This is a genomic window from Erwinia sp. PsM31, from assembly GCF_030433775.1.
Lineage (GTDB): Bacteria > Pseudomonadota > Gammaproteobacteria > Enterobacterales > Enterobacteriaceae > Erwinia > Erwinia aeris.
Window position 1 is genome coordinate 36,654 of the sequence record NZ_JARUWZ010000025.1, and the last position, 24,064, is coordinate 60,717.

Sequence of the window (24,064 nt, forward strand, 5' to 3'; positions counted from 1 at the left end):
CTAATTGTTTGCGAGCGCCTGTTGCAGCGCCTTTTCAGCACGCATGGCGGCATCATTTTCGTCATGTTCACGCAGAACCTGTACCAGCTGGCGCAGCTGCGCTGCCGTCAGGCCGACCCGCATGCTGGCTCGCGTATGCGATAACAGCTGGGCTTCAACGCCTGGTGTGGCCGCCAGTGCGCCGACCGTTGCCAGCTCGCGGCTTTGCCAGTCGAGGTTATCGCGGGCAAAAATGTCGCCGAACAGGTGGGTTTGCAGGAACTGATTAATGGCCGGGGCAAAATCAAAAAGTGGCCCCTGGACGGGTGCCCCTGAGATTCTGGTCTGATTAGCGGTGCCGATCTGACGAAGTTCATCACCGACAGGGATGGGAGAAGCAGGTTCTGCACCCTCAACATCTTTAATACCGCGTTGCTTTCGCGCTTCAACAACCTTCATCAGTGCACTGAGGGCATTAAGGCTGCGAGGAAAACCCGTATAAGCATAGAGCTGCACGAGAATTTCTTTGGCCTCGTTTATTGTGAGTCCTGCATCCAGTCCCTGATTCAGTGCACGGTCCAGCTTATCCATCTGACTGCTGGCCATTGATGCTGCAATCAAAGGGATAGCCTGCTGACGGGTCGTCAGCGCTTCTGAAACGGTTTTTTCCTGGTTCATTTCTGAGGTTCCTTTCGCCGCTGACGCAACGTTTGTCAGGAGACCAAAACCAGCGGTGAGAAGTACCGCTGCCATCAATGCTTTAATGGGCATGGTATTGTTCATCTGTCACCGTCTCCATCCAGTTAGCGCTTTTGCCATCGACGATCCCCGTAATCGCCAGATGCGTCATGGCGCTGTCAGGCGAAGCACCATGCCAGTGCCTGACGCCAGGAGGGCAGGAGACGACATCACCAGGGCGGATTACCTGCACAGGCTGACCTTCCTGCTGCGTGAGCCCGACGCCGGCAGTGACAATGAGTCGCTGACCTGCCGGATGCGTATGCCAGGCGGAGCGGGCACCCGGCTCGAAGGTGACGTAAGCGCCTGATACTCTCATGTTGTTATCAGGTCTGAAGAGAGGATCAACCCGGACGCGCCCGGTAAAATTCTCCGCAGGTCCATATACTGCGGCCTGACTTCCAGCTGGAGCAATCTGAGCTGAGGTATTTTGCTCCGCAGCCCAGGATGGGACAGTAAAAAGAGGCAGTAACAGCCCGATGTAGCGTAAATGTCTGATCATGCAAAGCGTCCTTATCAGTCATGAGGTGGAAAGCCTGCGATGATTCTAGCGAGAGTGGCATGTCGTCAGGCTGACGATCTCCTGACAATTGTGTCAGTTAAATGTATTCCGGATTCCACCTCAGGAAGAACATCACAGAACGCTTTTCCGGGTTGCATTGCAAAGTTCAGTCCAAACGTGTTGACGCCACTTTCACTGCGCGCAAAGACATCTCCCCGGTGCATAATGGCGACGGCTCGTACGATAGAAAGACCCAACCCATGATGGGTATCACTGTTGGCTCTGGAGATGTCGACCCGATAGAACCGTTCGAAAAGTCGACGTAAATGCTCTGCTGCAATGGGCTCTCCCGGATTTGATACCTCAACACAGGCGTAATTCTTTTTTTCGCTCAGCCTGACGGTCACCGTGCTTGCCGGAGGTGAATGCCTTGCACTGTTTTCCAGTAAATTAGCCAGGGAGCGGTGAAATAACCGCCGGTCAATATGCGCAATGACATCGCCCTCAACGTCCAGTGAAAGCTGTTTTTCAGCAAACGAGGGTTCGACATATTCCGCTGTTTTGAGGGTTTCTTCCCGCAGGGAGACCCGGGCAAGCTGAGAAGCATGTTCACCTGCGTGAGCATGTGACAGAAAAAGCATGTCGTTAACGATCGATGTCATACGTTCAAGCTCCTCGAGATTAGAACCGAGTAACTCTTCCAGTTCATCATGCGACCGCCGGCGTGACAGCCCCAGTTGCGTCTGGCCAATAAGATTTGTCAGCGGCGTTCGGAGTTCATGGGCCACATCCGCATTAAAACTTTCGAGTTGTCTCCACGCTATCTCCTGACGCTCCAGCACGCCGTTAAATGACGAGGCGAGTTGCTGCAACTCTTCGGGTAATCTCGTGGTATCAAGGCGTTGGCCGTGGTCTCCAGGGGCGAGTTGTTGCGCCTGTTTGCTAAGGGCGCCTACCGGACGCAGGCCGATTTTTGAGACCATATAACCCAGTAAAGCGACAACAAAGACACCCAGTGCGGTAATAATCAGCAGAGTGCGGGTGAACGCATTGAGTGTGCCCATATACGGTGTGGAGTCGATGGCAACGACATAGCGCAACTCAGGTCTTTCACCATTTTGGGGGATAGTTTTCACTAACAGGAAAAGTGAACAAGCTCCGTCGGATGCGCCGGGCATTTTATTGAAGCCTTCCTGTAAAGAAGACCACCCGACTCCCACTGGCGGTGTACCACCGATACTGAACCGTGGATCATCACTGACAATCCAGTAGCGAACGCGCTCACCTTCGGAATTGGTCAGAACGGTGAACTTACTGGCAAGCACTGACCAGCCGTCAGCTGAGGTTCGGGCGGTGATCCACGGGCTCATTAATGATTCCCGAAACAGCAGCTCGTTGTGCATTTGCTTTTGCAGGGATTCATGTAATGAGCTTCTTAGCAGGATGCCGATAACAGAAACAATCAGAAGTGCCGATAATGCAAACATCAATGCCAGATGGACTGAGATGGCGCGCTTTATCATGCTTATCCCCTTCATTTATACTGGCCTTACTTCCAGAACGTACCCCATCCCGCGCACGGTATGGAGTAACTTAATGTCGAACGGGGCATCAATTTTTGCCCTCAGACGTTTAATGGCAACCTCAACTACGTTGGCATCACTGTCAAAATTCATGTCCCATATCTGTTCAGCGATCATCATCTTTGACAGAATCTCGCCCTGATGACGGGCCAGAAAGCTCAGCAGAGCAAATTCCTTCGCGGTCAGTTCAAGTCGCGTTCCGGCACGAAACACCCTGCGAGCCAGCAGGTCGAGTTGCAGATCGTGAATCTGTAATTGCGTGATGTCGGCACCATCTGTTGACCGGCGACGTACCAGAGCCTGAATACGAGCTACCAGTTCGATAAGCGAGAACGGTTTGGGGAGATAGTCATCTGCGCCAAGCCTGAGTCCTTTGACGCGCTCATCGACCGAGCCCCGTGCAGATAACATCAGTACGGGGGTCTGTTTACTGGCGCGTATGCCTTCAAGTACCCGGTAGCCATCCATCCCCGGCAGCATCACATCAAGAATTATCGCGTCGTAGTCGAACTCCAGCGCGTAATGAAGACCTTCTGCACCCTCTGCAGAAACATCCACCGTAAAACCCGATTCACCCAGCGCACGACTGAGATAGGTTGACGTTTTTTCTTCATCTTCGACTAACAACAGGCGCATGACGGGGACTTCCTCTTAACTTTTCAGCGGAGCTTCAACATCTGAATAAACCTGAACGGCATCCGGCAGCCGTTGCCCCCGGACGGTGATAGCGTCCAGTGAACCGGTCAGCTCGGTCATCTCAGCATGTGTCAGCGAGACGGCAGCAGAAGCCGTGTTCTGCAGCATATGGTCTTTATTTGTGGTTCCCGGGATCGGGACTATCCAGGGTTTACGTGCCATCAGCCATGCCAGCGCAATCTGACCCGGTGCGGCGTCTTTTCTTATCGCCCAGGTTTTCAGTAACTCAACCAGCTGTAAGTTATGCGGGAGGTTGTCGGGGGAGAAGCGGGTTTCTATGGCGCGTATATCACCTGCAGCAAATCGGGTTTTTTCATCAATCCAGCCTGTTAAAAACTGTACGCCTAGTGGGCTCCAAGGCACAAATCCAATCCCCAGCTCCTCACAGAGCGGAAGCACATGTTTTTCTGGTCCTCGCCAGAGCATGGAATATTCACTTTGTACGGCAGTGACAGGTAATGCCGCATGCGCCCGCTTCAGCGTATTGATGCCCATTTCGGACAGACCCCAGTGCAGGACTTTCCCCTGCTCCATTAAATCCTTTATGACACCGGCGACGTCTTCGATCGGAACCTGAGGATCGACCCGGTGCTGATAGAGTAAATCGATGCGATCGGTACGCAGGCGCTTAAGCATGTTTTCTACTACCAGCCTGATATGCTCCGGTCGGCTATTGAGGCCAGGCAGGCGTTTACCTGTCTGCTGATCAATATTCCAGCCAAACTTGGTGGCGATAACGATTTTATCCCGGAAAGGGCCAACGCCTTCCCCGAGGATTTTCTCTACTTCAAAGGGTCCGTACGCTTCTGCTGCGTCAAAGAACGTTACACCCTCATCAAATGCCCGGCGGATAACCTTCACCATCTCAGGACGCCACGGGACAGAGGTATCATATTTACGGCTCATGTTCTGCACGCCCAGGCCAAGGGCAGAAACGTCGAGATTACCGAGTTTGCGTCTGCTCATTGCCGCAACGCGCTGGCTACTGTGTCCCGTTGAATCGACCTGAAAGGATTTCCCCGCCGCCGTTGCCTGAGGAACAATTGATGCGGCGGCAATACCGGCCCCGGCGAATAACAGCTTACGTCGTGTGGGCATTGCAGGGTTGTTTTGACTTTTCATGGACCATTCCTTTTCGAAGCAAATTGAATATGAATCCCATTTAACCAGAGAACATTCTGCTCCCTGATTGCCAACATAATGCTGACGGCTGGCTGACAGCCCTGTCAGAAAAGGTTGCCTGCCAGATAACGCTTCCTGACAAAAATGTTATGTCTCTGTCACGATGCTGACAGCCCCCCGCTCCTAATCTGGGACTGCATATTTGATACCGCAGCCTGCAGAGCCGGGCTGACACGCATCGGGAGAGATCATGAAATTCACGCTTATAAGCGCAATACTGCTCACGGCAATAGCCGGAGCGACTTCAGTCAATGCGGCTGACTACAAAAAAAACCCCTTTACGCTCGCTTATGACGGTGCCATCACTGAGAACGTCAAAGGCAAGGTCAACATCCATCCGGTAAAATACGATCTGCATGGCATCCAGATTGCCGCGAATGTTTACACCCCGGCCAATTACGACCCTGCAAAAAAATACCCTGCAGTGGTGGTCGCACACCCCAATGGTGGTGTGAAAGAACAGGTCGCCGGGTTGTATGCGCAACGCCTCGCTGAGCATGGTTACATTACTATTACTGCCGATGCAGCCTGGCAGGGCGGCAGCGGTGGCAGACCTCGTAGTGTGGATAAGCCTGCAAACCGCATTGAGGATGTTCACGGTATGGCTGACTACATCAGCCAGTATCCGGGGGTGGATACGTCCCGCCTCGGCCTGCTTGGCATCTGTGGCGGCGGTGGGTATTCACTTGTTGCAGCCGAAACGGACAAACGGTTCAAATCGATCGCAACAGTCAGCATGTTTAATTCAGGGCTTGTACGCCGTAATGGTTTACAGGATTCACAGCTGGATACTGTCCAGCAGCGGCTGCAGCAGGCTTCTGACGCGCGGGCTCAGGAAGCTGCCGGAGGGAAGGTTCTTTATTCCGGCGATGCAAATCTGACTGATGAACAGATCGCTAAATTACCTTTTGCCTTATACCGACAAGGCTATGAGTACTACTGGAAAACCCACGCGCACCCGAACTCTACCTTTAAATACACGACAAGTAGCCTGCTGGATTTGATGAACTTTGACGTGACAGACCATATCAACCTCATCAATAAACCGCTGTTAATGATTGCCGGTACAAAGGCAGATACCTTGTATATGACCGAAGCTGCCTTTGCTAAAGCGACCGGTACGAAGAACAAAGAGCTGTTCCTTATCGACGGTGCAACCCATATAGAGACTTACTGGGTTCCCGGATATGTTGATCAGGCAATGCAAAAATTAGACGTATTCTTCGATAAGAATATTTAGTCAGCCTCCGAGGACACCCCGGTCTGTCCGGCTGGGGGATATCGCCTGCCTGCCGTTACTTCCCGCTTCACTTCACTCTTTTCATTTAAGTGATATATCCAGACTAACGAAGTTGTGGCTAAAGATAATTGCGCTACGAAAATAGGTGCTATGAATAAAATTCATAGGCTTAATCAGAAACAAGGAATGATCATTAAAAGCCGGTTGTGACAGGATGGGCCCGGAGAGAGCGATACATTCTCTTAAGATCACTTTCAGGCGGAGGAGCAAATGAGTTCGCAAGAGCCAACATTCAGTGACGTTGTTAAAAGCAGGCATTCAGCAAGAGCCTTTCTTCCATCTCCTATTCCCGATGATGTCCTCGAAGACATTCTGTATGAAGCACAATGCTCGCCATCCAACTGCAACACGCAACCCTGGTCCCTGCACATCGTCATGGGAGATAAGCTTGAAGAGTTAAGCCAGGCATTGACTGCGGATCTCAGGGCCGGAAACGACAGTTCCGATTTCACCTTTGATAAAGAAGCCTATCCTGAGCCATTCAGGGAAAGGGCTTCAGAACAGGGACGCTCCTATTACCAGGCTCTGGGTGTTGCGCGCGGCGATACGCTGAGTCGTTCAGAAGTGGTCGAACGCAATGTCAGATTTTTCGGGGCACCCCATGTGGCATTTTTGTTCATTCCTGTTGTAGGCGATAACGTTCGCGTTGCCTCAGACGCCGGCATGTACGCTCAGACGTTCCTGCTATCGCTCACGGCTCGCGGTTATGCGGGAGTCCCGCAGGCAGTACTGAGTTACTTCGCGCAAACGGTGCGCCGGATCTTACATGTCCCTGAGAATTTCAGGCTGCTTTACGGCATTTCGTTTGGTACGCCAGATAAAACTCATCCTTCCCTGCATTACAGGGAAGGACGAATTCCTGTTCAGGAAAGTGTTACCTGGCATCGATAACTAAGCGTGATTTTTTACCTTCACTGTCAGTGCCATCAGGGCGCTGGCTGCCGTGAACAACGCGATAATCCAGCCCATTGTCCATGGTGTGCCATCGCTAAATAGTGCCAGAAGCAGCGATGAGACGATACCGCTACCGTATTGCAGCGCGCCCATTAAGGCTGATGCTGAGCCTGCAACTTCAGGTACAGCGTCCAGTGCACAGGCCGTAGACGTTGCGGCGATAATGCCATTCATGGAGAAGAACACGAAGACAGTTGCCACAATCACGCTGATACCGCCAACTCCCAAGCCAGTTGTAACTGCCAGCGCTAATGCTGCAATAGCAGCGATGAATACAGCAATCCGGAGCAACGTTTCCAGCGGATAGCGGTGAACCAGGCGTCGGTTAACCATGCTCACTGCCATCAATCCAACAACGTTTACGGCAAATAACCAGCCGTAATGTTGCGGATCAACACCGAACCAGGTGATGTACACAAACGGCGAGCCGGTGATAAATGCATAGGCCGCGACATAATAGAACGTCAGGCATAACGTAAAACGCATATAACTGGTGTTGGTAAGTAATGATTTGTAGTTCCGAAAAGCGCCGGGTACGGAAGCTTGTATACGTTTTTCCGCGGGAAGCGTTTCCGGTAACCAGAATAACGATATCAGCAATAATGTCCCGATAATCGCCAACAGCCAGAAAATGGTGTGCCACGAGGTGACTTTAATCATTTGCCCGCCAACCAGTGGCCCGGCGATCGGCGCTATTGCCATGATTATCATCAGGGTAGACAGCATGTGTGCTGCACGGGTACGACTGAACAGGTCGCGAATCATTGCTCGCGCCAGCATCGGACCGGTACAGGCCCCCAATGCCTGAAAAACGCGCCAGAAGACAATCTGTGTAATATCCGTTGATAACGCACAACCTACCGAGCCTATAACGAATAATCCCATCCCGAAAAACATCGGCCGGCGTCGACCGAAGCGATCGCTAAGAGGCCCCCAAATGAGCTGGGCAAGGCAAAACCCAATCAGAAAACCCGTGATCGTCAGTTCTGCATCGCCCTGTAAATCAGTGGCCATGACAGGCATGGCAGGAAGATAAATGTCGGTTGATAAGGAAGTAACGGCCATTAAGGCACTGAGAATTAGCAAAAAAGAAAAACCGATTTTACTGGTTGTCGCTGGCTGTGTTGGAGCCTGAGGGTTAAGCATGGCAGTCCGCTTTGATATGAATAATCAGACGTATGCTAACGTGTTTATCCTGCCGGATAATGGTATGCAGAGGGATTAGAGCTATGAATAATATTCATTAATTTCTTGAATTTTGAAGGCAGTGAGAGCCTGATAGCACACTGGCCTGTATGAGGGGTTATCACTCATTAAAAGCAAATCAACTCTGTGTCAGAGTTAAGGCCACTCTCCGCTTTTAGCTAATAGCATACCTTACCATGCGCAGATGTCCGCTTTGTGCCAGAAGCGGACGTTAAGGAGTAGAAGGAGAGTCATATTCCCAGGCAGATGGATCGCTGTAAATATTACCATCGTCGTCCATTACCCGAGCGCCGAGGAACCCGGCAATGTCTAACATTTTTCTATATAGCTGCGTGTCTGGCCATTTGGTGTAAATATTGCCATCGTTCCAGTCAAGCCATGCCTCATCATGCGATGAAGCACCCAACCACAAAGCATGATAATCGCCATTTTTAAGGTCTATCGTTAATTCGTTGTCACTATCAATGAGAGAAAGCCACTCCTCAGGAGTTATTTGTGCTTCTTCATTTTCAGCCCAAAAATCAGCCCGTGTTATATATAACTCTACGCCCATGATCTCTCCACTAACCATTCAAACATTGGTTTTGCTTAACAGGTTCACTTACAAATTAACACTGGGGATTGTTTTACGCGAGTTACATGCAAACTCCGGTATATGATGACGTCCGCTTTTCGCTCATAGAAGACCTTCGTCCTGCTCGTCAAGTACCATGAGTAAATTGTGCGAACGTATTGATACATTAAATACCTGAGTGATCCTGAGTAGACCTACAAACATTGTCTGTCGCTTGGGTTGAGCATAAAATACCCATTCAATTTTGAGTGGGTATTTGTATGGAATACGTGGCTTTTGGCGATGAAAGTGGTACGACAGGAAGTGACCGCTGTTACGGCATTGGTTTGCTATGTGTGCGTAAAGATACGTTGCACATCTTCAATGAGCGCGTCCAGAAGTTAAAAGATAAGTACGGGATTGTCGGTGAGTTGAAGTGGTCCAAGATTAAGAATAGTGCAGGGCAGGCAAACATCTGCATTGAGCTGCTTGCTATAGTGCTTAAGAACTCGTGCTGCTTCCACTCGATTGTTGTAGTTAAGAACATCTACAACAACTGGCAGACGGACAGGGAGCTGGCTTTTTACCAGACGTACACAATGCTCGTTAAGAACGTTGCTAAACAGATCAAGAGTGACGTTGAGGTCATCATCGACCAGAAGATCGATAAGTACAAAAAGAATGATGAAGTGACAGGTATTGTTGCTAACAATATGCTGGCGAGGGCAGGGATGAAGAAGCTGGTTAAGTCTGTCACGATGCACGACTCTAAGCATCATCTTGGATTGCAGGTTGTCGACATTCTGACCGGAGCTGTAAACTCTGGGTACTTGAAGTATCTTAATCCTCGGCTGGAACTATCAGTGGCTAAGGAGCTTGCCTTTGAACGTATGGCTGCTCTGCTTGGGTGGGATTCATTCCATTACGATACATTCCCGAATAAGGATTTTAATATCTGGCATTTTCCACAAGAGATGCGAGCTATGCCGGGTTCAAAGAGTATTCGACCTGATTACAGCGTTCCATTAGTTAAGCGGGAAGAGCTGTCCTAACCTTGACTTCAAAAATAGATTGTTATGCATAGGCCGACCAGATTTAAAGGATAGGTGTCAATCGACTCTGTAGTGGCGCACTAAATTTGGCCACCGGAACTAATATGTGAATATCCGCTTTTCGCTCATAGCGGACTTTAATGTCTTAATAGCGTAACCACTGCTTTTACCAGGCTGGACGACGTTACCTGAACTCGTTTCGGGTAACGTCGTCAGCAGGCAAGCCGCGAAGCGGTGCGACAGCAGAAGTTAATAGTTACAACACCCTAAAACATTCTAACCACTTCACCCCGCTTCAACCCCTCCCAATTAATTTTCATTTTCGGGTAATGAGTTAACGGCTGACCCGTCCAGCCGGATTCCGCATCCTTACCGCACCAAACAACCAATGGAGGTGCATATGAAATCTTATCGCCCGGTAGCTCGACTTTTTCTGTATGGCGGCGTGCTGGGCCTTTCATCTCTCACGGCGCTGTCAGCTCAGGCATCTGAAAAGGATGAGCTGGCGTCCGCCCAGCGCATGATCGTTCAGGTGCAGGCGTCGCTGGAGCGTGCCCGGGTGGCCGCCGCTCAGGAGGATACCGCAGAACGTGGCCGCTACTTCTTTGACTACCAGCGCGCCACGGCAGATCTGCGCACCATCAGCGCCGGCATCGATCGTTACATTGAGCCGTCCCGGGCACAGCCTCGCGATCTGTCGGGCGTTTCGGGCAATTACCGTCGGGAGCGTCCCTGATGGCAATGACTCAGGCGCAGGTGATGGCCTTTAAGGCAGCTTCGGGCGATCTGGACCCCGCAGCGATGCACCTCTTATGTCTTGGTCTGCTGTTCTCCACGCTGTTTACCTGGGTCGCCTGGGCCGCCATTGACCTTTACTCGGGCTGGGCCAACCAGCGGGTGAGGGAATCAGCAGTAAAAAGCCTTTTTATACGGGGCATCGTTTTAGTCGTAATCAGTATCTGGATGTTCGGAAGTTAATTTTTTTCAATCACTTAAACAGGAAATATCATGTCAAACATTGCGTCTTTAGTTTCCATTACGCGTTCCGGCGTGCGTAAAAGCTGGGCCCGTGCCACCACGCTGGTGACCCTGAGTGCTCTGTCGGTTGGTAATGCTATGGCGGATCTGCCGGCTGTTGAAGCCCCAACCTCGGGCGGCGGCGGCGGCGGGCTGATGACTACTATCAAAGGTTATTTTCAGGACGGCATCATTCTCATCGGCCTCATCATCGCCGCCGTGTGCTTCCTGAAGGTTGCGGAAGCTGGCATCACCACGTTCAGCGAGGTCCGCGACGGGCGCGCCACGTGGGGTAAATTCGGCGGAATTATGATCGTGGGCGTAGTGTTGCTGGTTCTGGTTATCTGGCTGCTGGGCAAATCCGCCGAAATTGTTACCTGATAAGGAGCGGTGTGAATGGCGACCATCCGAGATATGCCGGATCGTCTCAATTCAGAGCCAGTCGTATTCCGGGGGTTTACCACCCCCGAGTTAGGCCTGGCTGCCTGCATCGGAGTCGTTCTGGGCTTGATCATTTCACTGCCCTTTGCACTTTTTCTCAGTTGGCTGGTTATCCCCACGGGGAGCCTGCTATTTCCGCTGGTGTTCATCAGCTTTGGCGGAAAGTGGCTTGCCCGCAAAAAGCGCGGCAAGCCCGAGAACTATATCTGGCAGATGTTCGCGCTCAGAAAGCGCCACATGGGGATCGGTGATCCGAAACTGATCGTCGATTCCCGGCGCTGGTCTGTGCGCCGGAGTATACCAATCAGGAGTACCAAATGAGTCGTTTTCGCCACGCGGTTAAGGGCCGCGATCAGCATATTTTTACCCTGAGGGCGGCCTGCTTCGTGTTGCTGATACTGCTGATGACCGCTCTGGGTGGCTGGATGCGCGCCCCGGAGAAGCTGACCATTCATATTCCGCCCGATCTGCGCAAGGGCAGCACGCGTCCCGTGTGGGAAGTGCCACCGCCGACCGTTTACAGCTTTACGTATTATATTTTTCAGCAACTTAACGCCTGGCCGAAAAACGGCAAAGTGGACTATCCCGCCCGTATTGAGTCGCTCTCACCGTACCTCACGCCTCAGTGCAAGGCGTTTCTTAAAGAGGATTCAAACCAGCGGGATGCCAAAGGCGAGCTGACTGACCGCGTGCGCGTTGTTTATGAAATCCCCGGTAGGGGTTACACCACTAAAAGCGTCAAGGTTATCGACCGGGACAACTGGGTCGTAAGCCTCGATCTGATTGCGGATGAATACTACCTCACCGAGCCGGTCAAGCGCGCAACGGTACGCTATCCGCTGAGAGTCGTTCGCTGGGACGGCGATTCCGAAACCAATCCCTTCGGGCTGGCACTGGACTGCTACGAGGGTATCCCGCAACGGCTTTCTAAGGCAGAAAATAAGGGAACATTGTGATGATTTGCTCAAAGATGACCTTCAGCTCCCGCGCCTGCCTGGTGGCGCTGTCGCTCACACTGCTGCCCGCCGCGATACTCAGCTCAGCATCTGCCCGCGCCGACGAGCTGATGAAGTGGGAACGCGTTCCCCTGCAGATCCCCCTGAAAACAGGCACCGAGCGCGTTATTTTTGCTGACAAAAACGTACGCGTCGGCTTTCCGCCCGCGCTCAACGGCAAGCTGCGTGTGCAGAGCACCGGCGGCGCGGTTTACCTCAGAGCTGAAAGCGACTTCCCGCCAACCCGCCTGCAGCTGCAGGACATGGAATCGGGCGAGGTAATCCTGCTGGACGTTCGCGCCACCGGTAAAGGCCCGACCGAGCCGGTCAAAATCATCTACAGCGGCGACGTCAGCACGGCCAGCAGCGCCGCTGAAGCCAGCTCCCCGGCGTCCGGCGCGGAGGGAGATAAACCGCAGGCTAAACGTAAAAAAGTCAGCTACAAGGCGCCCATTCCTGTCCTACTGACGCGCTATGCCGCGCAGAACCTTTACGCCCCCGTACGCACGGTTGAAGGGGTGTCGGGTATTCATCCGGTTAATCCGCAGCTGCCGTCGCGAATCACCACGCTTTACCCCTCGGCGCCTGTGACCGTGTCACCCGTGGCCGGCTGGGGTGTGGCCGGTCGTACGGTGGTGGCGCTGCGGGTGCGTAACAACTCCCCGCAAAAGATCGTGCTCGATCCGCGGGAGCTACAGGGCCAGTTCGTCACCGCCACCTTCCAGCATCGCTGGCTGGGAGCCGCCGGCACGCCAGAAGATACCACCACGCTTTACCTGGTCACCGCCGGCCGCGCCGATGAGGCATTCGTGCGTGAGCCCTCTACTGCCCGCAAGGCCGTCCGTTCCGCCCAGAAGGTGAACCGCTATGAAGATTAAGTCAAACGGCCTGGTCAAGGTCCTGGTGCCGGCGGTGCTGATTGCCGGCGTCTTTGTGGTCGTTAAAGGCCACAACAGCAAACCGTCCGAACCGGCGCAGCCCTCAGCGCAGAGCTCGCCAGCGCTTGCGAACCTGACGCCGCAGGAGCTCAAGGCCATCGGGGTTGAGGGCGACACGCCGCAGGACACACTGCGAACCATCGTAGGCTCGCTCAACGCCGTGCGCCAGCAGCAAGCCACACTGAACAAACAGAACGCCGACCTGCTGGAAGAAAACCGCAAGCTGCGCGCTCGCAACCAGAACGTGTCCGGACAGGTTAACGAGGCGGTACAGGGCGTACAGAAAGGGTTTAGCGAGCGCGAAAAGCAGCTGCGTCAGCAACAGAATACGCTGACGTCGAAAATTAACGACCTGACCTCCCAGCTGCAGAGTACCGGCAAAGGGCTGGCCGACAAGACCGCCGGCCAGGATGGCGACATACCGCTGGGCCTCGGGCTGGACGGAATGGGAAGCGGGAACGGCAGCCCGGCTGCGGCGGGTAATGACGGCATGATGTGGGTAACGCCACAGGACGGTAAAAGCGCCGCGTCCGGCCAGGGCAGCAATGGATCCGGTGCCGGCACCAGCGGCACAACGGCCTTCCCGACCTCATTCATGAGCGACAATGCGATTACAAAGCAGAAAGCACACTACGAGCAGCAGGTGAAGGGATCGACCAGTGAAAAGGGTGAGGAAGACGAGGCCGAGCCGGTCTATACCCTGCCGGAAAACTCAACACTTATTGGTAGCCGCGCCATGACTGCCCTGCTGGGCCGCGTGCCAGTTAACGGCACCGTGACCGACCCATATCCCTTCAAGGTGCTTATCGGTAAAGACAACCTGACCGCCAATGGCATCGAGCTCCCGGACGTAGAGGGCGCGATCGTGTCCGGCACGGCCTCGGGCGACTGGACCCTGTCCTGCGTCAGGGGCCAGGTGAGTAGCATTACCTTCGTGTTTACCGACGGTACGGTGCGCACCCTGCCGAAGCCCGACCGCAGTGGGCGCGCGGGCAACGGCAGCGGTCAGAACGCCCGCAACGGCGACAAAGACACCGGCACAAACGGCGGCATCGGCTGGATTTCCGACGAGAACGGCATTCCGTGCATTTCCGGCACGCGTAAATCCAACGCGTCCACGTACCTGCCGACGCTGGGCCTGCTGGGCGCCGCCGGCGCCGCCGGCGATGCGGTGGGCCAGAACCAGCAGACCAGCCAGACCAACGCCTACGGCGGCGTCACCTCCACGCTGACCGGCGACGCCGGACAGGCCGTGCTCGGCAAGGCGCTTTCCGGCAGCTCCGACGAGATCACCGAGTGGGTGAAGCAGCGCTACGGCCAGACCTTTGACGCCATTTACGTTCAGCCGGGGGCGCACCTCGCCGTGCACATCACCCGCGAGCTGGCAATCGACTATGAAGACAAGGGCCGCAGGGTGCGCTACGACTTCACCCTGCCTGGTGAAGACGGCCGCACCGGCGGGCTCGACTGAGGAGAAATAACATGCAGATTTCAGCAACGCTTGGCGTTTTTGTACTGGTCGCGGCCGCCACCCTGACGGGCTGCTCCACGTCAAAGGATGAGATGCTTCCGGCGGGCGACAGCAACATGCTGGAGCTGTGGAAGGGCACGGACGGCGAAAGCGGACCGTCGCGCGGCGTGGAGGGGCGCGCCGCCCTGCGCCGCGCCCTGACCGACGGCGAACAGCAGGCAGCCGCCGGCGACGATCGCAGTTACAGCCGCACGCAGGAGTCGGAGATCAATCAGCAGTTTCCGCGCCTGCCGAATCCAGACATGGTGATGTACGTTTTCCCGCACCTGGCGCAGGGCAACACGCCCGTGCCGGGCTACAGCACCGTTTTCCCTTTCTATGACCAGACGCAATACGCGATGCCAGGCGAACGCACGGAGGCGCTCTAATGTTCGGACTCTTTAAAAAAAGTCAGCACACGCGACAAGATTCACCTGAAAAAAGCATCCCGGAGCCGCTGACGCGTCCGGGAAATATGACGCAGAATGATGAAAAGCGTGTTTACGCGCATAACCCGTCCGTCGTGGACTACCTGCCTTGGGCGGAGTTCCTGGACGAAGAACAGTGCCTGCTGCTTGACGATGGCGTCTCGGTTGGGGCGGTGTACGACATCACCCCGGTTGCCACCGAGGGACGTCCCGACACACGCCTTGAGCAAATCCGTGATGTGATTGAGGACGCCCTGCAGGACAGCTTTGATGACATTGAGGCCAATCCCTGGATCGTGCAGTTTTTCTGCCAGGACGAAAACGACATGGACGCCTATCTGGACAAGCTGCGCGGGTACGTCAAGCCGCACGCGCAGCACACCGAATTTACCGAAGCGTGGCTACAGGAAACCGAAAGTCACCTGCGCGGCATCGCCAGACCGCAGGGGCTTTTTGAAGATAAGCTGATCACCGGGCAGCCTTGGCGCGGCCAGCAACGACGGACCCGCATGGTCGTATACCGCTGGGTGGATAAAAACAGCCGTGACCTGATGCCTCCCGTCAGCATGCTGAACCAGGCATGCGAAAGGCTGTGCGGCGCCCTCTCCAGCGTCAACATCGGCTGCACGCGCCAGAACGGCCTGCAGATCCATGCCTGGCTGCTACGCCTGTTTAACCCGGCACCGGAAGGCATGGACAGGGAAAGCTTTTACCGTGCGGCGGCTTATGAGGATAGCCGCAACACTCCGGACGGCACGATCCCCGTTGAAAACGATTTCTCCGAGACGCTGCTGTTCACGCCGCCACGTTCTGACGTAGAGAACGGCGTGTGGTGGTTTGACGATCTGGCGCATTCAGCGCTGTCGGTTGAGCGGCTGCGTAAGCCGCCGACGCCGGGTACGCTGACCGGGGAGAAAAGCCGGGGCGAGAAAAAGGTCAATGCTCTGATGGACATGTTTCCCGAAGGCACGATGCTATGTATGACCATCATTGCGGAGCCACAGGACACGCTGGAAGAGAAATTTAACCGGCTGGCAAAGAACGCCATCGGGGAAAACACCGAGTCCGGACGTGTGCGCCAGGACGTGGCCGCCGTAAAGGAGTTGCTGGGCAGCCGGCACAAGCTGTACCGCTCCGCCATCACGTTCCTGCTGCGTGCAAAGGATATGACCGACATGAATCGAAAGCGCATCGAGCTTTCCACAGTGCTGCTCAACGAGGGGCTGCAGCCCGTCCGCTCCGAGCACGAAGTTGGCCCGCTGAACTCCTGGCTGCGCGCGCTGCCGATGTGCTTTAACCCCCAGAGTGACAAGAAGCACTGGTACACCCGCCTGACGTGGGTTCAGCACCTTGCCGGACTGCTGCCCGTCACCGGACGTGAAACCGGCACCGGCAACCCGGGTTTCAGTTTTTTTAACCGGGGTGGCGACGTGCTGAACTTCGATCCGCTCAACAAACACGACCGCTCGCAGAACGCGCACATGCTGCTGTTCGGGCCAACCGGGGCGGGTAAATCGGCCACCCTGTGCTCGATGCTCTGCCAGCTAATGGCCGTACAGCGCCCACGTCTGTTTATCGCCGAGGCTGGCAACAGCTTCGGTCTGACGGCGGACTACTTTGAAAGCCTTGGCCTCACGGTGAATAAGGTCAGCGTCAAGCCTGGTAGCGGCGTATCGCTGCCGCCGTTCGCCGACGCGCACAAGCTGTTTGAGGTGGACGCGCCGGCGCCGGCAGTAAATGAAAGCGACCTGCCTGAGATCGACGAGGACAACGAGGACGAAGAGGGAGACGGCAACGAGAAGCGCGACATTCTGGGCGAAATGGAAATCTCAGCCCGCATGATGATCACCGGCGGCGACCCGAAGGAAGACGCTGCGCTCAGACGCGCCGACCGGGCAATGATCCGCGAAGCGCTGCTGATGGCCGCAAGGCAGAGCCTGAATGAAAATCGCCAGATGCTGCCGGGCGATCTGCAGAACGCACTGAACCGCATATCCGTGGATGAGGCCAGTGAAGGAGGCCAGATCCGTAATGAGTCGCGTCGGGCAAAGGCAGCTGAAATGGCTGAGTCGCTGGGCATGTTCACTCAGCCCGGCAGCTTTGAGGCCGAGCTATTCAATCAGGAGGGCGCGCTGTGGCCGGAAGCGGACGTGACGCTTATTGACCTGGGCCACCTTGCACGCGAGGGTTACGAGGCGCAGATGGCGCTGACTATGGTATCCCTGACCAATACTGTTAACAATATTGCCGAACGCGACCAGTATCGTGAGCGCGACATCGTGTTTACCGTGGATGAGGCGCACATTGTGACCGTTAACCCGCTTCTCGCGCCGTATATGACCAAGGTGGTCAAGATGTGGCGTAAGCTCGGCGCGTGGCTCTGGCTTGCCACCCAGAACCTGGAGGATTACCCGGCGGCTGCAGGTAAAATGCTGAACATGGCCGAATGGTGGATCTGCCTGACCATGCCGAAGAAAGAAGTTGAGGACATCGCCCGCTTCCGCACGCTTTCCGAGGAGGAAAAGACCGTGCTGCTGTCTGCCAGCAAACTTTCCGGGTGTTATACCGAGGGCGTGGTGCTGTCGAAAAAAATGCAGGCACTGTTCCGGGCCGTGCCGCCCAGCCTGTTTCTGGCGCTGGGCATGACGGAGAAGGAAGAGAAAGCGGAGCGCAAGGCACTGATGCGTAAACATAACTGTTCAGAGCTCGATGCTGCTATTCTCGTAGCAAGAAAACTGGATCGTCTGCGTGGACTGATGACGGCTGAGTCGGCTGGGATGCCGGAATACAACGATAAAAGAGAGAAGCTGACCGCATGATTAAGCTTAAATACGCGAGCCCTGTAACACACACACCTGCGGCCGATGAGACGCCCACGCCGACTCTTTTCGGCCTGTATCCGCAGGGTGAGCCTGTCGCCACGCAGAGCACCCAGGAGCGACTTGAGGCGATGAAAGGCGCGCTGAAGGAGCGCCTGCAGCCGCCGGTCGCCATTACCTGTAACCCGCATCGGATCGGGAAAAACAGCTGTGTTGCCATTCATCTGGAAGATGGCCGGGGAAAGCGTGCTGACATTCTTCTGACTCAGGAAGGTCGTGCCAGCCTGCCACTGGACAATGAATTTGACTCGCCTCGCTGGTACGTCAACGTGCCCGATGCGGCGGATATGGTTTATATGACGCTCTGGGTTAGCAGTATTTTTCAGGAGTAATGCCCGTCTCAGACGTATCAATTAGCCGGCCGATCTGGCCGGTTTTTTAGCATCAAATCAAATCTTTTAATCCACGTTAATTAACATCCGCTTTCAATTAATACTTGGTCTCATCTTGCTTCCAAATACTGGAATACATTAATTTCACTAACCAGCAATGATCCAATCATATTATTTCAATAAATCACAAAGAGGGTTACTTAGTGAAAAACACAACTGCTATTGCTCAGGAACTGGAGAATTTTTTAAACAATCGTGAAAATGATAGTGCCAGCTCGCGAGCCGAACTGGCTGAGTTTTGCGTTGAAACCATTTATAAATTTGTTAAATTTAATCGCTCTGAAGGCGAGGGTCTTGATGGCCGGGACGGACCTGAACGTCAGGGGCTCGGAGAGGTGCTGGACGCAGCAAAAAATCATAAGTTCGACATTGGCATGGCTCAAATTAATAAGAAAATTTAACATTAAATCTGCACTGTCCAGCTTTTATCTGTTTGTCCAAATGCCTCCTGAAAGCGCAGGAGGCAATTTTCCATCCTGGTTAAACCTGTCACTACAAATGTTCTGTCGCATACTTTTTTGTTCAAACGCCGAATTCTGGCGTGACCTGAAAATTTTCAAAATCCGAAATAGAGTTTACTGCTGAATCCCTGAGCACGCGCTGTCACGCTGGCATCCTGATACCCGTGACGGAGATTTGCAATGCGCATCAGGACACTCCTGTTTTTTTCCCTGCTGATACCGATCCAGGTAATGGCAGGCACCGTCGTTTTTACCGACGCTCAGCACCCTCCCCTGAATCTTACCGCCGATACTGAAGTTGTCTGGCTGGATGGGCCAGATCGTCTGCAGCAGGCTATTTTCGGTGATCTATCGTCAGATCCTCAGCAGGCCGCCCTGCAGGCTCAGCAGGTCATTCAGTCACCCGACTGGCCCCGGAAGCAGGCGCAAATTGCCGGCGCCTATCGTCAGGTGGTCCACGCCTGGGAAATTGGCCTGCACAAGTACCCAGCCGTAGTATTTGATGATCGGGACGTAGTATATGGCACGGCTGACGTGGCGCAGGCCAGCCTGCACCGTACGCAGGGGGCAGGCTGATGCCAGGGTCATACAAAAAGCACCTCGCCGCCGCCGGTACGGCCTCGGTTCTGGCCGTGGCCGCCGCACCCGCCACGTTTGCCGCCATCAATACCGCCGCGATTATCGCCAGCGCGGTGACGCAGGACTGTATCAGCTGGCGCGTGAGTGGCGTCTGTTACTGGCTGATGTGTACGCCCTTTGGCTGCTCGGTTAAAACCTCGGTTAAGGTGACGCATTATATTCCTGAGGTGGTGGTATCAACTTACACAGGACCGGGCAGCAATCCCTGGCATGAAACGGCTTTTATGAGCGGAGCTGCGGGAGCCGTTGACGGCGGACTCACCAGCGGCGCTGCCGCCGGCGGAGGCAATGCCGCCGACATCAAGGACGCAGGGCGTCGTCAGTCAAACATCAAATTTAAATACGCAGACGCCATCGGGCATCCGGCGACCTCTCTGATTGGCGGCAGCATCGCCGGCTACTCCTGCGACACCGCTGCCCGGGCATTTAACCCCTACTTCCTCAGCACCCTCGATTCGCTTATGTGGCGAACGGGCCTGCCGGAATCGCTTTATCCGGAGGCGCTTATTCCCGGACAGCGCGAGCTGGGCAGCCAGGCCGCCGCCAACATGTGGGGCAACCTCTATCCACGATCGGGCTTCGTCAGCCAGACGGACGATGACAAGGCTTCCGCCGTCGTCGCCCAGCGCGTGGCCGACATCATCACCCGATCCGGGCAGATCCACGTTTATCAGCAGCTGAAGGGCACCCGTAAGCCGGGCTACTGGCCGCCGGGCGAGGTGAAAGAAAACACCGGCACGGCCAATCATAAATGGCAGCGTCTGTCGCCCACGCTCTCGGCTACCTGTGCCGTATTCCCCGACGGCGCCTATCCCACGGCGCAGGACGGCAACGAAGCCTATGCCCTGTGGCAGCCCTACAGCTGCTGCAAACGTCGCGGCCAGACCTTTCTGTATGCAACCAATTTTTAAGAGGCAACCATGAACACAACCACACTGAGGCCAGCGTTTCTTGCGGTCCTGGTCAGCATATCGATCGGCATGGCACAGGCTGATGACGATAACCGGTCCGGCGCATTTGGCATTTCACTGCCGTCGGTCAACGACAGTGCGTTCGGCTACGGCAAAAACGTCAGCGGCGCGGTATCTGACAAGCTCTATTACACCCTCGGCGGAGGCTCCGTAATTTCCCAGCCAGCCACGCGCAGCAGCATGCGCAAACTGGGAATGGATTTAGGCTGGAGCAGTGACCTGATGTGCGGCAATTTCGATCTTAAAACTACAGTGGGTAACCAGCTGAACGGCGTGACCAGCGGCTATAAAAACCTGATGAGCGACGTTATTCAGGGGGCCACCGGCGCGGTCGCCAGCCTGCCGGCCATGGTGATACAGCGCGCCAATCCGGGCCTGTACGACATGCTGACCAACGGTGTGCTACAGGGAAGCGTAGCATTTGATAAGGCCCAACTTAACTGTCAAAACATGTCTAAACGCATGATGAACTTTGCTGGCAACAACAAGTGGAACCAGAGCGCAGTCATGGATGAGTATAAATCGCTTGTCAACAGTGGCGATGCCGACGCGGTACGCGTTAACAACGCCTCTGAAAAGCTGCAGGGCAAGTCCGGACAGAACTGGATAGGTGGACAGAAGCGCGGCGGGCAAAATCAGCCTGCCATTCGTCCTACGCACGATCTGGCCGCCGCCGGCTACAACATGATGAACAGCCAGCCCGTGCTAAGCAACACGCCAATCAGCAACAGCAGCTGCAACGGCGGTGCGTGCGCAAAATATGGCAGCGCAGAAGAGGCGGCTAAAGCCGTGGTGCAGGTGGTTGGTGACAGCTCGCTGCGCACGTGCGCCGATGCATCACAGTGTACCAGTGGCGATGACGAACAGCAGCCGGGAGCCACTCAGGCCGGCACCGGCTTTGCCCCCATTCTTGAGGAAACGACAAAAGAGAACACGGACCAGTTGGTTAAACTGGTTAACGGCAGCGAGCCGCCCAACGCCACCAATTTGGCGAAGCTTAAAACTGGCAGCCTGCCAATCACAGCCGGCGTTATCAGGGCGCTGCAGCGTGATCCTGACAATGCCGCACTCACAGCCCGGCTTGCGGGCGAGCTGGCAATGGCTGATACGGTAGAAACGGCGTTGATTATGCGCCGTATGATCGTCACCGGCATGTCAGAGCCGAACGCTGCCTCCCAGACAGCCGCCATTGAAGAAGGCGACCGCCGGGTAACTGCCATCGACAGGGAAATTACCGCGCTGCGTAACGAAATGGAGCTCAAACGCGAGCTGTCCCGTAACTCCGTGCTGACCATTATCGAGCGCGAAAATGGCCGTGTAAATAGCAACCCGCAGACCCAAAGCGATGACAACACTGACAGCCGCATGAACCGGCTGGCGGTCCCTGAGACTGAAAGCAAATGAGCGAGGCCCGCACCATGAAACCTGTAAGGGAGGCGCGCCGCGCCTCGTTTTTCCGTCGTCATCCTTTTCTGCAGCGCACGCTGATTATTGCCGGCACGCTGCTAATTTTGTTGCTCGCCGCGCTCGTTATTGCGGATAACGCAATCAAAAATCCTGACCAGACGGCCGCCTTCAGCAAATGGATGGAGCAGGCAAAATACGGCTGGCTGATGTGGCGGCTGGCGGTATACGGTGGCCTGACGTGGGGGTTTGTGAAGATCCTGCGCGCGCCCGGCTTCAGGTCGCAGTACAGGCAGCCGCTAATGCGGATTGCCGCCGTCAGCGTGGTTTTTGCCGTTGTGTGTGAACTGGTGCTGCTCAGCGGCACGGGAGCATCATAATGCTGACTAACAGCTACCTGGAGTATTTCCTGACCCTGCTCGGCTGGGTCGTTAATAACGGTTTGTGGAATATCCTGCTCAGTACCGGCCTTTTTGCCGCCCCGGTGGCCTTTCGCCTTATCGGCATCTGGCTGAAGGTCCGGGAGGAAGGTGAAGATGAGGGAAACAAGGGGGCGCTGTCCATTCCCCGGATGGAGCACGCCATTTACACCTCCTTTCTGGTCATAATTGCCTGCTGTATGCCGCTGATGAACGTGGACATGAGCACCATCAAATATGACGCCACGCGCGCACAGACGTGCGGGACCTGGACACCGAAGGCACCGGATGACACGGGCTATTCGCCCGTGATTTCCAGCCTTAATGACCAGACCGCCGCCGCACCTGTGTGGTGGTATCTGATGCACAAGCTGGCAAAGGGCATCACCCAGGCGTCCGTCGCCACCATCCCCTGCCGTCCTGATATGCGCCAGATCCGCTTTGAGGTGCAACACACGCGCATCAATAACAAGGGACTCGCCGAGGAGTTGCAGGACTTCACCAACGACTGCTATTCCCTGGCGCTGTACATGTGGAAGCGCGAGGACCAGGGGCAGACGAAGGATAAAGCCACCCTGCGCGACATTGAGTGGATTGGCAGTAAGACGTTCCTAGGCAGCTATTACGGCAGCCTGCAGTCAAAAACACCACGCGCCGCGTTTCCATGGAACGAAAGCCGGGACAGCGGGCGGCCGGACACCGGCCGGGGCGGCTATCCGACCTGCAGCGAATGGTGGAGCAAGGCCGAAACCGGCCTGCAGGCTCGCGTCGTGGACCAGGCTGACCCTAGCTTATGGACCCGTCTTTCAGCAGCCATGACCATGATCGGAGGCAATGCGACCGACTACCGGGAGGCCGTAGTACGCCGTCTGGTAAGCCCTGAGAGCCTGACGGTTTCACAGGGCGGCCATGTTTATGCCGGCTACGGCGGCAATGCGGATTTCACCCTAGATAACTCAGTATCACGCGTCGCGGCGATCGGAGGAACGGCCCTTGGAAGCCTCGCGGCGTTTCCGGCATTTGACGCCATGCGACAGGCCTTACCAATGGTCCAGGCTGTGATGCTAATGGCCGTAGTGGTCATTCTGCCGCTTATCCTGGCGTTCTCTGCGTATGAGATTAAGACGGTTATCACACTGACGTTTGTTGTATTCGCCCTGCACTTCCTGACGTTTTGGTGGGAGCTGGCGCGCTGGCTGGACAGCTGGCTGCTGACGGCGCTCTACAGCTCGGACACACACAGCAGTTTCAACATGGCCGGCTTTCAGAACAGCTCGGATGATCTGATCATGAACTTCGTGATGGCATCGATGTTTCTGGTGCTGCCGGCGTTCTGGATGGGTGCGCTTTCATGGGCAGGTATCAGAGTGGGTGGAGCACTTGATGGTGCGCTTAAAAACGGAAGTTCTGATGTGCAAAAAGCAGGCGGTAGTGCTGTTGATACCGCTAAAAGAGCCGTGAAATTATAACGTCGGTGTAGATGGGGTGAGTTTAGATATAGAAAATTATTGTACGGTAAGCCTGTTTTTTAGACAGGTTTACCTATAGCAATCGGGTGCACTCCCGCGCCAGACCGAAACGGCTAGAGTGCCGCACTCGTCAATAATCGCCTTTCGTGCGCATTTCGTATGTTTCGCTTGTTTCGTTTGTTGCGTTTTTCGTTTATTTCGACTAATCTATTTATTAACAGCTGCTGTAACACTAAAACTAAAATCGCACACTAAGACCATAAACTGAAATCACATACTAAAGCCATAAACTGAAATCACAAACATACGCATATACACATAAAATTATACATTCAAATCAACTAGATAACTGGAAT

The 24,064-nt window shown here is 54.9% G+C and carries 26 protein-coding genes; 19 read left to right on the forward strand and 7 right to left on the reverse strand.

The genetic code is table 11. From position 1 onward, the window contains the following. The 5 genes from QCD69_RS17140 to QCD69_RS17160 form a co-directional block, all read right to left on the reverse strand. Positions 1-762, reverse strand: coding sequence for a carboxymuconolactone decarboxylase family protein (locus QCD69_RS17140; protein ID WP_031594270.1), 762 nt, complete (start codon positions 760-762; stop codon positions 1-3). Further along, positions 740-1,219 (reverse strand): (R)-mandelonitrile lyase, encoded by a 480-nt coding sequence (locus QCD69_RS17145; RefSeq protein WP_140034341.1) that lies wholly within the window; start codon positions 1,217-1,219, stop codon positions 740-742. Before QCD69_RS17145 ends, QCD69_RS17140 begins: the two co-directional genes overlap by 23 nt. 65 nt (positions 1,220-1,284) lie before the next feature. After that, positions 1,285-2,742, reverse strand: a complete 1,458-nt coding sequence (locus QCD69_RS17150; RefSeq protein WP_140034342.1) for a heavy metal sensor histidine kinase — start codon at positions 2,740-2,742, stop codon at positions 1,285-1,287. 15 nt (positions 2,743-2,757) lie between these two features. After that, a complete protein-coding gene (locus QCD69_RS17155) occupies positions 2,758-3,438 on the reverse strand; it encodes a heavy metal response regulator transcription factor (RefSeq protein ID WP_031594267.1) in 681 nt (226 codons plus the stop codon). A 15-nt stretch (positions 3,439-3,453) separates the two neighbouring features. Continuing rightward, positions 3,454-4,620 carry an aldo/keto reductase gene (locus tag QCD69_RS17160; protein WP_031594266.1) on the reverse strand — a complete coding sequence of 389 codons (1,167 nt, stop codon included), beginning with the start codon at positions 4,618-4,620 and terminating at the stop codon, positions 3,454-3,456. Positions 4,621-4,870: 250 nt separating this feature from the next. Here QCD69_RS17160 and QCD69_RS17165 point away from each other — a divergent pair, with 250 nt between their 5' ends. Together QCD69_RS17165 and QCD69_RS17170 are read left to right on the forward strand one after the other, a co-directional pair. Beyond that, entirely contained in the window at positions 4,871-5,920 is a 1,050-nt protein-coding gene (locus QCD69_RS17165; RefSeq protein WP_140034343.1) for an alpha/beta hydrolase, read from the forward strand. 270 nt (positions 5,921-6,190) lie between these two features. Then, complete coding sequence (locus QCD69_RS17170) at positions 6,191-6,871, forward strand: nitroreductase (protein ID WP_031594680.1); 681 nt, start codon at positions 6,191-6,193, stop codon at positions 6,869-6,871. Here the strand turns inward: QCD69_RS17170 and QCD69_RS17175 are convergent, their stop codons facing one another. Then, positions 6,872-8,080, reverse strand: a complete 1,209-nt coding sequence (locus tag QCD69_RS17175) for a multidrug effflux MFS transporter (RefSeq protein ID WP_140034344.1) — start codon at positions 8,078-8,080, stop codon at positions 6,872-6,874. 271 nt (positions 8,081-8,351) lie between these two features. Next, a complete protein-coding gene (locus QCD69_RS17180) occupies positions 8,352-8,693 on the reverse strand; it encodes a hypothetical protein (RefSeq protein ID WP_140034345.1) in 342 nt (113 codons plus the stop codon). 281 nt (positions 8,694-8,974) lie between these two features. Here QCD69_RS17180 and QCD69_RS17185 point away from each other — a divergent pair, with 281 nt between their 5' ends. The 17 genes from QCD69_RS17185 (at position 8,975) to QCD69_RS17265 (ending at position 23,708) form a co-directional block, all read left to right on the forward strand. Then, complete coding sequence (locus QCD69_RS17185; protein ID WP_140034346.1) at positions 8,975-9,745, forward strand: DUF3800 domain-containing protein; 771 nt, start codon at positions 8,975-8,977, stop codon at positions 9,743-9,745. A 400-nt stretch (positions 9,746-10,145) separates the two neighbouring features. After that, positions 10,146-10,481 (forward strand): RAQPRD family integrative conjugative element protein, encoded by a 336-nt coding sequence (locus tag QCD69_RS17190; RefSeq protein ID WP_140034347.1) that lies wholly within the window; start codon positions 10,146-10,148, stop codon positions 10,479-10,481. Beyond that, positions 10,481-10,723, forward strand: a complete 243-nt coding sequence (locus QCD69_RS17195; protein WP_140034348.1) for a TIGR03758 family integrating conjugative element protein — start codon at positions 10,481-10,483, stop codon at positions 10,721-10,723. The genes QCD69_RS17190 and QCD69_RS17195 overlap by 1 nt, the downstream gene beginning before the upstream one ends. A gap of 30 nt (positions 10,724-10,753) precedes the next feature. After that, positions 10,754-11,143, forward strand: a complete 390-nt coding sequence (locus QCD69_RS17200; protein WP_140034349.1) for a TIGR03745 family integrating conjugative element membrane protein — start codon at positions 10,754-10,756, stop codon at positions 11,141-11,143. Positions 11,144-11,158: 15 nt separating this feature from the next. Beyond that, the gene (locus tag QCD69_RS17205; protein ID WP_064691080.1) at positions 11,159-11,524 is read left to right on the forward strand and encodes a TIGR03750 family conjugal transfer protein; all 366 of its coding nucleotides are present in this window, start codon (positions 11,159-11,161) and stop codon (positions 11,522-11,524) included. Then, the gene (locus tag QCD69_RS17210) at positions 11,521-12,159 is read left to right on the forward strand and encodes a PFL_4703 family integrating conjugative element protein (protein ID WP_140034351.1); all 639 of its coding nucleotides are present in this window, start codon (positions 11,521-11,523) and stop codon (positions 12,157-12,159) included. The genes QCD69_RS17205 and QCD69_RS17210 overlap by 4 nt, the downstream gene beginning before the upstream one ends. Beyond that, on the forward strand, positions 12,159-13,076 hold the full coding sequence (locus QCD69_RS17215; protein ID WP_258195920.1) for a TIGR03749 family integrating conjugative element protein: 918 nt from the start codon (positions 12,159-12,161) through the stop codon (positions 13,074-13,076). The genes QCD69_RS17210 and QCD69_RS17215 overlap by 1 nt, the downstream gene beginning before the upstream one ends. Next, the gene (locus QCD69_RS17220) at positions 13,066-14,607 is read left to right on the forward strand and encodes a TIGR03752 family integrating conjugative element protein (protein WP_140034352.1); all 1,542 of its coding nucleotides are present in this window, start codon (positions 13,066-13,068) and stop codon (positions 14,605-14,607) included. The genes QCD69_RS17215 and QCD69_RS17220 overlap by 11 nt, the downstream gene beginning before the upstream one ends. An 11-nt stretch (positions 14,608-14,618) precedes the next feature. Further along, positions 14,619-15,035, forward strand: a complete 417-nt coding sequence (locus tag QCD69_RS17225; RefSeq protein WP_140034353.1) for a TIGR03751 family conjugal transfer lipoprotein — start codon at positions 14,619-14,621, stop codon at positions 15,033-15,035. After that, positions 15,035-17,893 carry a conjugative transfer ATPase gene (locus tag QCD69_RS17230; protein WP_140034354.1) on the forward strand — a complete coding sequence of 953 codons (2,859 nt, stop codon included), beginning with the start codon at positions 15,035-15,037 and terminating at the stop codon, positions 17,891-17,893. The genes QCD69_RS17225 and QCD69_RS17230 overlap by 1 nt, the downstream gene beginning before the upstream one ends. Further along, positions 17,890-18,285 carry a hypothetical protein gene (locus QCD69_RS17235; protein ID WP_140034355.1) on the forward strand — a complete coding sequence of 132 codons (396 nt, stop codon included), beginning with the start codon at positions 17,890-17,892 and terminating at the stop codon, positions 18,283-18,285. Before QCD69_RS17230 ends, QCD69_RS17235 begins: the two co-directional genes overlap by 4 nt. Before the next feature lie 203 nt (positions 18,286-18,488). Then, positions 18,489-18,746: a hypothetical protein gene (locus QCD69_RS17240; RefSeq protein ID WP_258195921.1), complete on the forward strand. Its 258-nt coding sequence runs from the start codon at positions 18,489-18,491 to the stop codon at positions 18,744-18,746. A 240-nt stretch (positions 18,747-18,986) separates the two neighbouring features. Continuing rightward, positions 18,987-19,382: a TIGR03757 family integrating conjugative element protein gene (locus QCD69_RS17245; protein ID WP_140034356.1), complete on the forward strand. Its 396-nt coding sequence runs from the start codon at positions 18,987-18,989 to the stop codon at positions 19,380-19,382. Then, positions 19,382-20,356, forward strand: coding sequence for a TIGR03756 family integrating conjugative element protein (locus QCD69_RS17250; RefSeq protein WP_140034357.1), 975 nt, complete (start codon positions 19,382-19,384; stop codon positions 20,354-20,356). Before QCD69_RS17245 ends, QCD69_RS17250 begins: the two co-directional genes overlap by 1 nt. Before the next feature lie 9 nt (positions 20,357-20,365). After that, positions 20,366-21,820, forward strand: a complete 1,455-nt coding sequence (locus QCD69_RS17255) for an integrating conjugative element protein (protein ID WP_140034358.1) — start codon at positions 20,366-20,368, stop codon at positions 21,818-21,820. A 14-nt stretch (positions 21,821-21,834) separates the two neighbouring features. After that, the gene (locus tag QCD69_RS17260) at positions 21,835-22,200 is read left to right on the forward strand and encodes a hypothetical protein (protein WP_140034359.1); all 366 of its coding nucleotides are present in this window, start codon (positions 21,835-21,837) and stop codon (positions 22,198-22,200) included. Next, complete coding sequence (locus tag QCD69_RS17265) at positions 22,200-23,708, forward strand: conjugal transfer protein TraG N-terminal domain-containing protein (protein WP_140034360.1); 1,509 nt, start codon at positions 22,200-22,202, stop codon at positions 23,706-23,708. Before QCD69_RS17260 ends, QCD69_RS17265 begins: the two co-directional genes overlap by 1 nt. The last annotated feature ends 356 nt before the right edge of the window (positions 23,709-24,064 follow it).

Excerpts from the sequence above, each read along its gene's own strand:
- QCD69_RS17140 (WP_031594270.1), bottom strand. The coding sequence starts at position 762 with ATGAACAATACCATGCCCATTAAAGCATTGATGGCAGCGGTACTTCTC.
- QCD69_RS17145 (WP_140034341.1), bottom strand. The coding sequence starts at position 1,219 with ATGATCAGACATTTACGCTACATCGGGCTGTTACTGCCTCTTTTTACT.
- QCD69_RS17150 (WP_140034342.1), bottom strand. The coding sequence starts at position 2,742 with ATGATAAAGCGCGCCATCTCAGTCCATCTGGCATTGATGTTTGCATTA.
- QCD69_RS17155 (WP_031594267.1), bottom strand. The coding sequence starts at position 3,438 with ATGCGCCTGTTGTTAGTCGAAGATGAAGAAAAAACGTCAACCTATCTC.
- QCD69_RS17160 (WP_031594266.1), bottom strand. The coding sequence starts at position 4,620 with ATGAAAAGTCAAAACAACCCTGCAATGCCCACACGACGTAAGCTGTTA.
- QCD69_RS17165 (WP_140034343.1), top strand. The coding sequence starts at position 4,871 with ATGAAATTCACGCTTATAAGCGCAATACTGCTCACGGCAATAGCCGGA.
- QCD69_RS17170 (WP_031594680.1), top strand. The coding sequence starts at position 6,191 with ATGAGTTCGCAAGAGCCAACATTCAGTGACGTTGTTAAAAGCAGGCAT.
- QCD69_RS17175 (WP_140034344.1), bottom strand. The coding sequence starts at position 8,080 with ATGCTTAACCCTCAGGCTCCAACACAGCCAGCGACAACCAGTAAAATC.
- QCD69_RS17180 (WP_140034345.1), bottom strand. The coding sequence starts at position 8,693 with ATGGGCGTAGAGTTATATATAACACGGGCTGATTTTTGGGCTGAAAAT.
- QCD69_RS17185 (WP_140034346.1), top strand. The coding sequence starts at position 8,975 with ATGGAATACGTGGCTTTTGGCGATGAAAGTGGTACGACAGGAAGTGAC.
- QCD69_RS17190 (WP_140034347.1), top strand. The coding sequence starts at position 10,146 with ATGAAATCTTATCGCCCGGTAGCTCGACTTTTTCTGTATGGCGGCGTG.
- QCD69_RS17195 (WP_140034348.1), top strand. The coding sequence starts at position 10,481 with ATGGCAATGACTCAGGCGCAGGTGATGGCCTTTAAGGCAGCTTCGGGC.
- QCD69_RS17200 (WP_140034349.1), top strand. The coding sequence starts at position 10,754 with ATGTCAAACATTGCGTCTTTAGTTTCCATTACGCGTTCCGGCGTGCGT.
- QCD69_RS17205 (WP_064691080.1), top strand. The coding sequence starts at position 11,159 with ATGGCGACCATCCGAGATATGCCGGATCGTCTCAATTCAGAGCCAGTC.
- QCD69_RS17210 (WP_140034351.1), top strand. The coding sequence starts at position 11,521 with ATGAGTCGTTTTCGCCACGCGGTTAAGGGCCGCGATCAGCATATTTTT.
- QCD69_RS17215 (WP_258195920.1), top strand. The coding sequence starts at position 12,159 with ATGATTTGCTCAAAGATGACCTTCAGCTCCCGCGCCTGCCTGGTGGCG.
- QCD69_RS17220 (WP_140034352.1), top strand. The coding sequence starts at position 13,066 with ATGAAGATTAAGTCAAACGGCCTGGTCAAGGTCCTGGTGCCGGCGGTG.
- QCD69_RS17225 (WP_140034353.1), top strand. The coding sequence starts at position 14,619 with ATGCAGATTTCAGCAACGCTTGGCGTTTTTGTACTGGTCGCGGCCGCC.
- QCD69_RS17230 (WP_140034354.1), top strand. The coding sequence starts at position 15,035 with ATGTTCGGACTCTTTAAAAAAAGTCAGCACACGCGACAAGATTCACCT.
- QCD69_RS17235 (WP_140034355.1), top strand. The coding sequence starts at position 17,890 with ATGATTAAGCTTAAATACGCGAGCCCTGTAACACACACACCTGCGGCC.
- QCD69_RS17245 (WP_140034356.1), top strand. The coding sequence starts at position 18,987 with ATGCGCATCAGGACACTCCTGTTTTTTTCCCTGCTGATACCGATCCAG.
- QCD69_RS17250 (WP_140034357.1), top strand. The coding sequence starts at position 19,382 with ATGCCAGGGTCATACAAAAAGCACCTCGCCGCCGCCGGTACGGCCTCG.
- QCD69_RS17255 (WP_140034358.1), top strand. The coding sequence starts at position 20,366 with ATGAACACAACCACACTGAGGCCAGCGTTTCTTGCGGTCCTGGTCAGC.
- QCD69_RS17260 (WP_140034359.1), top strand. The coding sequence starts at position 21,835 with ATGAAACCTGTAAGGGAGGCGCGCCGCGCCTCGTTTTTCCGTCGTCAT.
- QCD69_RS17265 (WP_140034360.1), top strand. The coding sequence starts at position 22,200 with ATGCTGACTAACAGCTACCTGGAGTATTTCCTGACCCTGCTCGGCTGG.